This is a genomic window from Burkholderia sp. LAS2 (genome assembly GCF_018417615.1).
Lineage (GTDB): Bacteria > Pseudomonadota > Gammaproteobacteria > Burkholderiales > Burkholderiaceae > Burkholderia > Burkholderia sola.
The window spans coordinates 1,847,379-1,860,004 of sequence record NZ_CP071052.1; the positions used below are offsets into that span (position 1 = coordinate 1,847,379).

A 12,626-nucleotide genomic window follows, 5' to 3' on the forward strand; every position below is an offset into this window, starting at 1 on the left:
GTCGCATCGTCTCCCGGCTTCGTTGCTTTGGCGCCCCCATCTGTCTGCTGCGATGCGCGTGCTTCGGGACGCACTGTCCGACATCAAGCAAGGGGTGAGCCATCTGCCGCGATGCCCCGCGCAGCAAGGAGGCCCGCGCGGGAAGCGGATGCGGCATGCGTGCAGCCGGCGTGTTTTGATTCACTGACGAATCAGCGTGCGCGCGCCGCATCCGACCCCGCACGGTCGGCCGCGCGGCTCGAGCGCGTCGCGCGGTGCCCGGACCGTCCCAGCTGCCGATGCCGCGTGGCCGGGTGCGGCTTGGCATGGCTGGCCGTCGCGTGTCGTTCGGCATGCACGCGTCAGCCCGCGATCGCTACGCGCGCTGCTTTCACATGAGACGAATGGACCGGACTCCGATGTATTCGCCGGTTTCGAATCCGCGTTACACATTCGCAACATTTCCCGCGCCCCGATTCGTGTGATGCAACGCGGCGTCGGATGTGGGCGAAATCCTGCGCGCGCCACGGCGGTCGGCGCTCGCGTGCGCGCCGCGCACTGCACAGACGAAAGGGGCGAATCGAGGCGACGCAACGCGCGTCGAAAGGTCCGTGCGATTCGCTTCGTCACGAGGGCTCGACATGCATGCGCGATTCGTCGGACGACGTCGTCAGACGGATCGCGCGAGCGTCCGGCTGTTTATCGTTGCCGCGTCGATCCGGCGATGCGGGTGTCCGTAGCAGTTGTGAAACATTCCATGACGCACCGTTCGCGGGCAATGGCCGCGGAGCGAAGCGGGCCGCGACGCGAGCCGGCTGGTTTGAATATTGCTGGTGTGGGAGGACGCGACGCTCGACACAGCGAGGAACGACTCATGACGTGATTGATCCAGTGCAACGGGACGCCGGTAGTACGACGATTCGCGCGGCCTGGACCGCGCGGACGCGGCAGCGCGCTCGCCCCGCCACACCGCCGCAGCTCGATCGCGTGCGCGTACGGGATGCGCCGCCCGAATACATGCTTCGCGCCGCGTGCAGGATCGCCGGGCGCGAAGCGGCTAAACGAGGATAACGATGAAGAAGATCTTGCTTGTGTTCGGGACTCGGCCGGAGGCCATCAAGATGGCGCCGCTGGTGCGTGCGCTGAAGGCGCAGACGGATGTCGACGCCCGCGTGTGCGTGACCGCGCAGCATCGGCAAATGCTCGATCAGGTGCTGACGCTGTTCGACATCAAGCCCGACTACGATCTCAACCTGATGCGGCAAGGCCAGACGCTGACCGACGTGACGACCGGCATTCTTCATGCGATCGGCGTCGTCTTCGACGATTTTCGGCCGGACGTCGTGCTGGTCCACGGCGATACGACGACCACGCTCGCGGTGAGCCTGGCGGCGTTCTATCGCTATCTGCCGGTCGGTCACGTGGAGGCCGGCCTGCGCAGCGGCGACATCTGGTCGCCGTGGCCGGAGGAGCTGAATCGCCGCGTGACCGATGCGGTGTCGTCATGGCATTTCGCGCCGACCGGGCAGGCCCGCGACAACCTGCTGAGCGAGGGCGTGCCGGGCGGGGGCGTCTCGCTGACCGGCAATACCGTGATCGATGCGTTGCACGAGGTCAAGCGCATGCTGGATCGCACCGCCGCGCTGTCGGACAAGATCGCCGCGTACTTCCCGTTTCTCGAACCGTCGCGGCGCGTCGTGCTGATCACCGGCCATCGCCGCGAAAGTTTCGGGGAACCGTTCCGGCATTTCTGCGACGCGCTGTGCACGCTGGCGAACCGCTATCGCGATGCGCAGTTCGTCTATCCGCTGCACCTGAACCCGAACGTGCAGGAGCCGGCGCGCGCGCGGCTCGGCGGCGTGCCCAACATCTACCTGATCGAGCCGCAGGAATACCTGTCGTTCGTATTCCTGATGTCGCGCGCGCATTTCATCATCACGGATTCGGGCGGCATTCAGGAAGAAGGGCCGGCGCTCGGCAAGCCGGTGCTCGTCACGCGCGAGACGACCGAGCGGCCCGAGGCGATTCAGGCCGGCACCGCGCGGCTCGTCGGCACCGATCAGGACCGGATCGTGTGGGAAGCGTCGCGGCTGTTCGACAGCGAGAGCGCGTACGAGGAAATGTCGCGCGCGAGCAATCCATACGGCGACGGCCATGCGAGCGAGCGGATCGTCCACGCGCTGATGCGTACGCCCGGCGTGCCCACGAAGACGACCAGTTTCTCGATGGGCGCCGCGGAGATGCCGTTCAACGCGCTCACGCTCGGGTTGCAGGCGTTGCGCTCGCCGTGAGGAAGACCGTGCGGTAGTGCGTTGCGTCGCGTTCGGCGCAACCATCAAGCATCCGGTCCGGCCGTGAGGTCGGCCGGATGTTTGCCTATGTGCGACCCGGAACGCGCGCTCGCGATGCACGCTAAAGCCCCGTCGATGACACGCGCCATCTCCGGCCGTGCGTTCTCCCCGCTTGCCTGAAACGCCCGAATCGCCGCGACCCGACGTCAAATCCGAAATGGTTCGATAATGCGGGCGGCGATCCATGCGGACGAGCGCCGGCCGGGCAAAGGCGAAAGGTTGCGCAGGCAACCGGCCGACGGCATCGTTCGCAGCATCCGCCCGACCGTGCGTGCACGCGACACGGTCGACGAAACGGCGCCACGCCTGCCTGATCGTTCGGAATGTGCGCCGCGCCGTTCGAATCCCCACTCGATGCCTGCCCGGCGGGCATCGCAACCAGGAGGTGAACGATGATCACGCTGACCGTCAACGGTAGCGAGCAGCACTTCGACGGCAATCCCGACATGCCGTTGCTCTGGTATCTGCGCGATGTGCTCGGCCACACCGGCACCAAGTTCGGCTGCGGGATGGCGCTGTGCGGTGCGTGCACCGTGCATCTCGACGGCGTCGCGATCCGCGCGTGCATCACGCCGGTCGCGGCGGCGGCGTCCAGGCGCGTGACGACGATCGAGGGGCTGTCGACGGATCTCACGCACCCGCTGCAGCAGGCGTGGCAGGAACTGAACGTCGCGCAATGCGGCTACTGCCAGTCCGGGCAGATCATGCAGGCCGCGTCGCTGCTGAAGACGAATCCCCATCCGACCGATGCCGACATCGACGATGCGATGTCCGGCAACATCTGCCGCTGCGGCACCTATACGCGCATTCGCGCGGCCATCCGGCTGGCCGTGCGCCGCGGAGGTGACGCATGAGGGCGCCCGAACTCTCCGTCGACAACGAAAGCCGTCGCGCGCTGCTGCTCGGCTTCGCATCGGGCGGGCTGCTGCTCGCGTTCGGCGTGCCGTCGCTCGCGCAGGCGGCCACGCCGGCGCAGCCGCCCGTCAGCGCGAATCCGCAGTATGGCGGCGCGGGGATGCCGCATGGCTTGCGCGACGATCCGAACCTGTTCGTTGCGATCGCACCGGACGGCACCGTCACGGTGACCTGCATCCGCTCCGAGATGGGCCAGGGCGTACGCACGAGCGTCGCGCTCGTGGTCGCCGACGAACTGGGCGCGGACTGGGCGCGCGTGAAGGTCGCGCAAGCGGTCGGCGACGAGCCGCGCTACGGCAACCAGAACACCGACGGTTCGCGCAGCCTGCGCCAGAGCTTCGCCGCGCTGCGCCGCGCGGGGGCGGCCGCCCGCACGATGCTCGCGCAGGCGGCCGCTGCCGTGTGGGGCGTCGACGTGCGCCAGGTGAAGGTGACGGTGCACGAGGTCGTCGACACGAAAACCGGACGCAAGCTCGGCTTCGGCGAACTGGCCGGGAAGGCGGCCGCGCTGCCGGTGCCCGATACGAAAAGCGTGGCGTTGAAGGCACCGGCCGAATTCCGCTATATCGGCAAGGGCAAGACGGCGCTGATCGACGGACGCGACATCGTCGGCGGCCGCGCGCGGTACGGGATCGATACGCGCCTCGACGGCATGCTGTATGCGGTCGTTGCGCGGCCGCCGGCCTACGGCGACACGGTCGCGTCGTTCGATGCGTCGGCCGCCGAGAAGCTGCCGGGTGTCGTCAAGGTCGTACAACTGGCGTCGACGCCGCTGCCATCCGGCTTCCAGCCGCTCGGCGGCGTGGCCGTCATTGCGCGCGATACGTGGACGGCGATCCAGGCACGCGCGCAGTTGAAGATCGACTGGAAGCGCGGGCCGCATGCGGGCTACGACTCGGCCGCGTATCGCGAGACGCTCGAAGCGGCCGCCGCGCAGCCGGGCGACGTGATCCGCAACGACGGCGATGCGGCGGCCGCACTCGCCGGCGCCGCGAAACGCGTGCGCGCGACGTACTACGTTCCGCATCTCGCGCACGCGACGATGGAGCCGCCCGCGGCCGTCGCGCGGGTGGCCGACGGCCGCTGCGAAGTGTGGACCTGCACGCAGGCGCCGCAGACCACGCGCGACGAGATCGCGAAGGCGCTCGGCGTGCCGGCCGAGCGTGTGACGGTCAACGTGACGTTGCTCGGCGGCGGCTTCGGCCGCAAGTCGAAGCCCGATTACGTGGTGGAAGCCGCGCTGCTGTCGAAGGCGGTCGGCGCGCCCGTGAAGCTGACGTTCACGCGCGAGGACGACATCGCGCACGACTACTTCCACGCGGTGTCGCTCGAAGCGTTCGACGGCGGGATCGATGCGGCGGGGAAGGTGGTCGCGTGGCAGCATCGCACGGTCGCGCCGTCGATCCAGTCGACGTTCCGCGCCGGCGTCGTGCACGAGCAGCCGGGCGAGCTCGCGCAAGGCATCGCGGATCTGCCGTTCGCGATCCCGAACGTGCGGATCGAGAATCCGGCCGCGCAAGCGCATACGCGGATCGGCTGGTTTCGCTCGGTGTACAACATTCCGCATGCGTTCGGCATCCAGAGTTTCGTGTCGGAACTCGCGCATGCGGCCGGCCGCGATCCGAAGGATTTCCTGCTCGACCTGATCGGGCCCGCGCGGCGTTTCGAGCCGCACATCACGGTGAAAAACGTGAACTACGGCGAGGATCCCGCGCTGTATCCGGTCGATACGGGGCGGCTGCGACGCGTGGTCGAGACGGTCGCGCGCGAGGCCGGCTGGGGGCGCAAGCTGCCGAAGGGGCACGGGCTCGGGATCGCCGCGCATCGCAGCTTCGTGTCGTACACGGCGGTGGTGTGCGAGGTGCAGGTCGACGCGGACGGCAGGATCTCGGTGCCGCGCGTCGACATCGCGATCGACTGCGGGCCGCAGATCAATCCGGAACGGGTGCGCTCGCAACTGGAGGGCGCGGTGGTGATGGGGCTCGGCATCGCGCTGCACGGCGAGATCACGTTCAAGGACGGCCACCCCGAGCAGAGCAACTTCAACGGCTTCCAGGTGCTGCGGATGAACGAGGCGCCGCGCGACATCCGCGTGCATCTCGTCGCGCCGGACGACTACGCGACGCCGCTCGGCGGCGTCGGCGAACCGGGCCTGCCGCCCGTCGCGCCGGCGCTGACCAACGCGATCTTCGCGGCGACCGGCACGCGCATTCGCAGCCTGCCGATTGCGGATCAGCTTTCGAAGCCGCAGGCGGGTTGACGCGATAGCTGTCCCGCGCCGGGCCGCCTCGTGCGGCCCGGCCCACTTCCCGGATACGCATACTGGCTGGCGTGTGTATCGTTGTCGTTTGTGAACGACCGTGCTAAATTCCTGCCAGCACTTGGCGCCACCCAACCCTTCATTCGGCTGACACGGCCGGCACCCCGGGAGGCAGCACGATCAGCCTGTTGATGTCGCGACGCGATCTCGCGTTCTGACGATGTTGCCGATGCCGTAGGGCATCGCATATGCGTCGTGAACCGGCCACGGGGAGATGTCCCGCACACCGTACCGATGCCCGGCCACGCCGCGCAAGGAGACAGAAGCGCATGAAAGCCCTGTTGTGTACCGCATTCGGCCCGATCGACCGCTTGCGCATCGAGGACGTCGCGATTCCAGAACCGGCTGCCGGGCAAGTCCGGATCCAGGTGAAGGCGGCGTCGCTCAACTTCCCCGACGCGCTGATCGTCCAGGGGCTGTATCAGGTGAAACCGGCGCTGCCGTTTTCGCCGGGCGCCGAGTTTGCCGGCGTGATCGACGCGGTCGGCGACGGCGTCACCGCGTGGCGGCCCGGCGATTCGGTGATGGCGTTTACCGGCCACGGCGGGTTCGCGCAGCAGTGCGTGGCCGACGCGCACCAACTCGCCGCGCTGCCGCCGGGCATGACGTTCGAGCAGGGCGCCGCGCTCGTGCTTGCGTACGGTACGTCGCTGCATGCGTTGCAGCAGCGGGCGCGCCTGCAGGCGGGCGAGACGCTGCTCGTGCTCGGGGCGGCCGGCGGCGTCGGCATCGCCGCGATCGAGATCGCGAAAGCGCTCGGTGCGCGCGTGATCGCGGCGGCGTCGAGCGCGGACAAGCTCGCGCTGTGCCGCGAAGCGGGCGCCGACGAGACGATCGACTATGCGACCGAAGACCTGCGCCGCCGCGTCGACGAACTGACCGGCGGGCGCGGCGCCGACGTCGTCTACGATCCGGTGGGCGGCGCATACAGCGAGGCGGCGTTGCGTGCGACCGCATGGCGCGGCCGGTTCCTCGTGGTCGGCTTCGCGGCCGGCGAGATCCCGAAGCTCGCGCTGAACCTCGCGCTGCTGAAGGAGCGCGACATTCTCGGCGTGTTCTGGGGCGATGCGGTGCGTCGCGATCCGGCGCAGCATGCGGCGAACATGCGGCTGCTCGCCGAATGGTTCGCGGCCGGCAAGGTGCGGCCCACGATCACCGAACGCGTGTCGCTGGACGGCGCGGCCGATGCGATCGCGCGGATGGCGAACCGGCAGGTGAAGGGCAAGGTGGTGATTTTGCCGGATGCGTGATCCGGGTTCGCCGCGCGGCGATTCAACGCAGGCTGCGCGGCCTGTGCTTCACGAAAGCGGGCGCGGTGCGACCTGCTGTAAAGGCGTCGCGATTACGTAGTCGGGCGCACGAGGCCGAGCGGCGGTGAAACGACCGCCGGCCGGCCTTCGCCAGCGGCTTCAATCCTTCGGCAAACGCAGCGTGTCGAGCGCGTGCTGCGAAAACTCGACCCAGAACCGTTCGTTTGCGATCCCGGCCTGCAGCACCAGATGCTGCAGGCGCTTCGTGCGTGAATCGCCGTCCGCCGAATCGCCGTCCGCCAAAAAATCACGCGCCTCGATCTGCAAATACAAGTCCAGCTTTTCCTGATGCAGCGCGATGCGCCGCCGGATCTCGTGCTCGAGGCCGGCCGGCCCGAGCACGGCTTCCGCGCGCAGGCGCACCATCAACGCCTCGCGCAGCGGCGTCGGATCTTCCGGTTCGGCGATCCAGCGGCGCAATTCCTTCTTGCCGGCCGGCAGGATCCGGTACGCGCGCTTGCGGCCGCGGCCGGACTCGGCGGGCAGCGATTCGACCCAACCCATTTCCTCGAGACGCCCGAGTTCGCGATAGATCTGCTGATGCGTCGCCTGCCAGAAATAGCCGATCGAGCGATCGAAACGGTCGGCGAGCTCGGACCCCGAACCAGGGCGTTCGGCGAGGGCGGTGAGAAGCGCGTGAGGCAGGGACATGTCGGATCGAGGAAGGCTGCGCAATGAACCGAATCTTGCCATATCGGGGCCGCAGCACAAACGGCGCAGGTATGTTTGTGCAACATGTTGCACAAACGAAGTCGACGCGCTACCATCCGTGCAACTTGTTGCATAAAAGATGGAGACGCCCCGATGACCTCCCGTTATCCGCATTTGACGACCCCGCTCGAACTCGGCTTCACGTCGCTCAGGAACCGCGTGTTGATGGGCTCGATGCACGTCGGCCTCGAGGAAGCGCCGAACGGCTTCGAGCGGATGGCCGCGTTCTATGCGGAGCGCGCACGGGGCGAGGCCGGCCTGATCGTCACGGGCGGATTCGCGCCGAACGAGCGCGGCCGTCCGGCGCCGGGCGGCGCGATGCTGACGACCGAAGCGGAAGCCGAACGTCACCGCGTCGTGACGCGTGCGGTGCACGCGGAAGGCGGCAGGATCGCGTTGCAGATCCTGCATTTCGGGCGCTACGCGTATCACCCGGCGCTCGCGGCGCCCAGCGCGCTGCAGGCGCCGATCAACCGGTTCACGCCGCATGCGTTGACGAGCGACGAGGTCGACGAGACGATCGCCGATTTCGTGCGATGCGCGGCGCTCGCGCAGCATGCGGGCTACGACGGCGTCGAGATCATGGGGTCCGAGGGCTACCTGATCAACGAATTCATCGCCGCGCGCACGAACCATCGCGACGATGCGTGGGGCGGCGCGTACGAGAACCGCATCCGCTTCGCGGTCGAGATCGTGCGGCGCGTGCGCGAGCGTGTCGGCGCGAACTTCATCGTCGTCTACCGGCTGTCGATGCTCGATCTCGTCGAAGGCGGCTCGACGCTCGACGAGGTGATCCGGCTCGCGCAGGCGATCGAGGCGGCTGGCGCGACGATCCTCAATACCGGCATCGGCTGGCACGAGGCGCGCATTCCGACCATCGCGACCAAGGTGCCGCGCGCAGCATACGCGTGGGTGACGCGGGAACTGATGGGCAAGGTCGGCATCCCGCTCGTCGCGACCAACCGGATCAATACGCCGGAAGTCGCCGAGCAACTGCTCGCCGACGGCTATTGCGACATGGTGTCGATGGCGCGGCCGTTCCTCGCCGATGCCGAGTTCGTCCGCAAGGCGCGGGAAGGGCGCGCGGACGAAATCAACACGTGCATCGGCTGCAACCAGGCATGCCTCGACCATACGTTCGGCGGCCGGATCACGTCGTGCCTCGTGAATCCGCGTGCGTGTCATGAAACCGAGCTCGTGATCCAGCCGGCGCCGCGCCGCAAGCGGATCGCGGTGGTCGGCGCCGGGCCCGCGGGCCTCGGCTTCGCGGTCACGGCGGCCGAGCGCGGTCATGCGGTCACGCTATACGAAGCCGGCGCCGAGATCGGCGGCCAGTTCAATATCGCGAAGAAGGTGCCCGGCAAGGAAGAGTTCAACGAGACGCTGCGCTATTTCCGCCGGCAGATCGAATTGCGCGGCATCGCGCTGCACGTCAATACGCGTGCGACCGCCGAGATGCTGTTGCAGGAAGCATTCGATGAAGTGGTGATCGCGACGGGCGTCGTGCCGCGCACGCCGCCGATCGACGGCATCGGGCATCCGAAGGCGCTCGGCTATCTCGACGTGCTGCGCGACGACAAGGCGGTCGGTCGCAACGTCGCGATCGTCGGCGCGGGCGGCATCGGCTTCGACGTCGCCGAGTATCTCGTTCATCGCGACGGCGCCGAGCGTGTCGATGCGGACCGGTTCTTCAGCGAATGGGGCGTCGACCGGTCGTATGCGAATGCCGGCGGCCTGGGCCAAGCGCGGCCCGAACCGGCGGCGCGGCACGTGCATCTGCTGCAGCGCAAGGCCTCGAAGGTGGGCGACGGGCTCGGCAAGACCACCGGATGGATACACCGTACCGCGCTGAAGGCGCGCGGCGTCGGGATGTCGTCGTCGGTCACGTACCGGCGCATCGACGACGACGGCTTCCACGTGACGATCGACGGCGTCGACTGGACGTTGCCGGTGGACAACGTGGTGATCTGCGCGGGGCAGGAGCCGTCGCGCGAGCTGGCGGAACAACTGCAGGCCGCCGGATGCCGCGTGCACCTGATCGGCGGCGCGGACGAGGCCGCCGAACTCGATGCGAAGCGCGCGATTCACCAGGGCACGACGCTGGCCGCGACCCTTTGATACCGATTCGTTTCTGTTCCGTCCCACCACGATGCTGGAGACTTCGATGACACATTCCCCGCTGCATCTTCATCCCGCCGTCGCGAAATCGCTCGACGCATGGCATGCGATGGTCGAACGCAAGGATTTCGGCGCGCTGGAATCGATCGTCCATCCGGACGCCGTGTTCCGCTCGCCGATGGCGTTCAAGTCGTACGGGCCGGCGCCCGCGCTGCTGATGGCGCTGCGCACGGTGATCACGATCCTCGAGAATTTCACGTATCACCGCCAGTTCGCGGCCGACGACGGCAAGAGCGTCGTGCTGGAATTCGGCGCGACCATCGGCGACAAGGCGCTGAAGGGGATCGACATGATCCGCTTCGACGACGACGGGCGAATCGTCGAGTTCGAGGTGATGATCCGGCCGTTCAATGCGCTGCAGGCGCTCGGCGCGGAAATGGGCGCGCGGCTCGGGCAGCAGTTGCCGGCGTTCAAGACCGGCGGTTGAGCGCGGTGGCGGCTAGCATGCAACCGGCTTGCGGCCGCGTTGCGGGGCCCCGCGCGCGAGGGGGTGCGCAGCGTTGACGAGGCGCGCGGCAACGCAAGCTGTCAAAATCCTGACGGACCAAGTTGATATATTGTATCATCTGACGTTTTCGTCGCCGGTCGGCCGGCTGCCCGGGCCGCTCGCGTGCGACGACATTCAACGAAGATCGATACGACGTGACGAGAATCGGACCCACCCCGGCGCGCGGGGAGCGGCGCCATGCCGCGCCGCGCCGGCACGCGAGCGCCTGGCGCACGCGCGCGGCACGCAGTTGCACGACCCTGGTCGGCTGCGCGATCGCGACCACCGGCGCGCTGGCCGCCGAAGCCGTTGCATCGTCACCGGACGACCGGCACGCGCTGCCGGCGATCAACGTCACGGCTTCGTCCGCACCGACCGACCCGCTGACGCAACCGCTCGAAACCGGCTCGCGGCTCGGGCTCGCGAGCCTCGACACGCCCGCGAGCGTCGAAGCCGTCACGGCCGATACGATAGACGCACGCGGCGATCGCACGGTGCTCGATGCGGTCACGCGCACCGCCGGCTTCGCGAGCGCGATCGCGCCGGGCACCGGCGGCACCGCGTTGAGCGTGCGCGGCTTCAGCGGGCAGGAATCGGTGATGACGCTGCTCGACGGCGTGCGGCTGATGCCGGCGGCCGGCACGAGCACGTTTCCGTTCGACACGTGGTCGGTCGAGCGCATCGAGGTGTTGCGCGGCCCGGCATCGGTGTTGTACGGCGAAGGGGCGATCGGCGGGGTCGTGAACGTGGTGCCGAAGCGGCCGCAGCGCACGCGCGAGACGACGCTGCAGGCCGGCATCGGCCCCGACGGCGCGAAGCGCTTCGCGTTCGATACGACGGGCGCGCTCGGCCCGCGGCTGTCGTACCGTTTTTATGCGAGCGATGCGCGCGCGAACGGTCTCGCCGAGCGGGCCGATACGCATACGACGGCCATCGGCGGCGCGCTGACATTCGACGTGAGCCCACGACTCACGCTGACGCTCGACTACGACTACGGGCGCCAGATGCCCGCGACGTACTATGGCGTGCCCGCGCCGAACGGCGTGCTCGATTCGTCGCTGCGCAAGCTGAACTACACGGTCGGCGACGCGACGATTTCGTACTACGACCAGTGGACGCGCCTGTCGGCGCGCTACCGGCCCGCGTCCGGCGTGACGATCGACAATCAGCTCTACTACCTGACGTCGAACCGCCACTGGCGCAACGCGGAATCGTATGCGCTCGACGCGGCGACGGGGCGTGTCACGCGCGGCGACTATCTCGACATCGGCCACCATCAGCGGCAGATCGGCGATCGACTGAGCGCGCGCATCGACGGGATGCTGTTCGGTCGCGCGAACCGTTTCGTCGTCGGCACGGAATTCAGCCGGATCACGTTCAGCGGCATCAACAATTCGCCGTACGGCGGCGAAACGACGGTACCGGCGCACGGCTTCGATCCCGGCGTCTTCATGAGCCGCGACCCGACCGTGCCGCAGTTCAGCACGCGCGCGCGGCAGGTGGCGGTATTCGCGGAGAACCGGCTCGACGTGCTGCCGCGGCTCGCGTGGGTGAGCGGTCTGCGCTACGACCACATCGCGTTCAGCCGCGAGCAGGCGGCGACCGGCGCGGGTTTCGACAAGCGGTTCGCGAACGTCGGCTGGCGCACCGGTTTCGTGTTCGACATCGCGCCGACGTTCAGCGCGTATGCGCAGTACACGACGGGCGCGGAGGGCGTCGGCTCGCTCGTGACGCTGTCCGCGTCGCAGGCGGCCTACCGGCTCGCGACCGGCGAACAGTGGGAAGCCGGGCTCAAGCAGACGCTGCTCGACGGTCGCGCGTACTGGACGTTCGCGGTGTACGACATCACGAAGCGCAACCTGCTCAGCACCGACCCGTTCAATCCGGCGCTGCGCAAGCAGGTCGGCCGGCAGTCGTCGCGCGGCGTCGAGCTGACCGGCGGCGCGCGGCTGCCGCACGGCTGGACGATCGATGCGAACGTCGCGCTGCTGCGCGCACGCTACGACGCCTTCAACCAGACGGTTGGCGGCGCGACGGTGTCGCGGGCCGGCAACGTGCCGTCCGGCGTGCCGCAACAGACGGCAAACCTGTGGCTCGGCTGGGCGTTCGCCGAGCGCTGGCACGCGAATGCGGGCGTGCGCTACGTCGGCGCGACGTACGGCGACGACGCGAATCGCGTGCAGGTGCCGTCGTACACGGTGTTCGATGCGTCGCTGCGCTGGCAGCCGACGTCGCGCACCGAGCTCGCGCTGTATCTGCGCAATCTCGCGAACCGCACGTACGCGGTGACGACGTCGAACGGCGGCGAACAATGGCTGCTCGGCCCGTCGCGCTCGGCGGAGCTCGTCGCGACGATGCGCTTCTAGGGCGAGACG

8 protein-coding genes are annotated in these 12,626 nt (G+C 68.4%); 7 read left to right on the forward strand and 1 reads right to left on the reverse strand.

Translation table 11 applies throughout. The annotated features are described in order from the left end of the window. Positions 1 to 1,052: 1,052 nt before the first annotated feature. From wecB to JYG37_RS08675, 4 genes are all read left to right on the forward strand, one after another. Complete coding sequence (gene wecB, locus JYG37_RS08660; protein ID WP_050013729.1) at positions 1,053 to 2,270, forward strand: non-hydrolyzing UDP-N-acetylglucosamine 2-epimerase; 1,218 nt, start codon at positions 1,053 to 1,055, stop codon at positions 2,268 to 2,270. A 452-nt stretch (positions 2,271 to 2,722) separates the two neighbouring features. Beyond that, positions 2,723 to 3,184: a (2Fe-2S)-binding protein gene (locus JYG37_RS08665; RefSeq protein ID WP_050013730.1), complete on the forward strand. Its 462-nt coding sequence runs from the start codon at positions 2,723 to 2,725 to the stop codon at positions 3,182 to 3,184. After that, positions 3,181 to 5,505: a xanthine dehydrogenase family protein molybdopterin-binding subunit gene (locus JYG37_RS08670; RefSeq protein ID WP_213346024.1), complete on the forward strand. Its 2,325-nt coding sequence runs from the start codon at positions 3,181 to 3,183 to the stop codon at positions 5,503 to 5,505. The genes JYG37_RS08665 and JYG37_RS08670 overlap by 4 nt, the downstream gene beginning before the upstream one ends. A gap of 329 nt (positions 5,506 to 5,834) precedes the next feature. Next, the gene (locus JYG37_RS08675; protein WP_050013732.1) at positions 5,835 to 6,815 is read left to right on the forward strand and encodes an NADPH:quinone oxidoreductase family protein; all 981 of its coding nucleotides are present in this window, start codon (positions 5,835 to 5,837) and stop codon (positions 6,813 to 6,815) included. A gap of 159 nt (positions 6,816 to 6,974) precedes the next feature. On the opposite strand, the gene JYG37_RS08680 is transcribed toward JYG37_RS08675, so the two are convergent. Continuing rightward, a complete protein-coding gene (locus JYG37_RS08680) occupies positions 6,975 to 7,526 on the reverse strand; it encodes a PadR family transcriptional regulator (protein WP_179233129.1) in 552 nt (183 codons plus the stop codon). Between the two features lie 153 nt (positions 7,527 to 7,679). On the opposite strand from JYG37_RS08680, the gene JYG37_RS08685 reads away from it, so the two are divergent. The 3 genes from JYG37_RS08685 to JYG37_RS08695 all read left to right on the forward strand — a co-directional run bounded on the left by JYG37_RS08685 (position 7,680) and on the right by JYG37_RS08695 (position 12,617). After that, positions 7,680 to 9,704 (forward strand): NADPH-dependent 2,4-dienoyl-CoA reductase, encoded by a 2,025-nt coding sequence (locus JYG37_RS08685; RefSeq protein WP_050013734.1) that lies wholly within the window; start codon positions 7,680 to 7,682, stop codon positions 9,702 to 9,704. 46 nt (positions 9,705 to 9,750) lie between these two features. Next, entirely contained in the window at positions 9,751 to 10,191 is a 441-nt protein-coding gene (locus JYG37_RS08690) for a nuclear transport factor 2 family protein (protein ID WP_050013735.1), read from the forward strand. A gap of 215 nt (positions 10,192 to 10,406) precedes the next feature. Further along, positions 10,407 to 12,617 (forward strand): TonB-dependent receptor, encoded by a 2,211-nt coding sequence (locus JYG37_RS08695; protein ID WP_502775370.1) that lies wholly within the window; start codon positions 10,407 to 10,409, stop codon positions 12,615 to 12,617. Positions 12,618 to 12,626 lie beyond the last annotated feature (9 nt).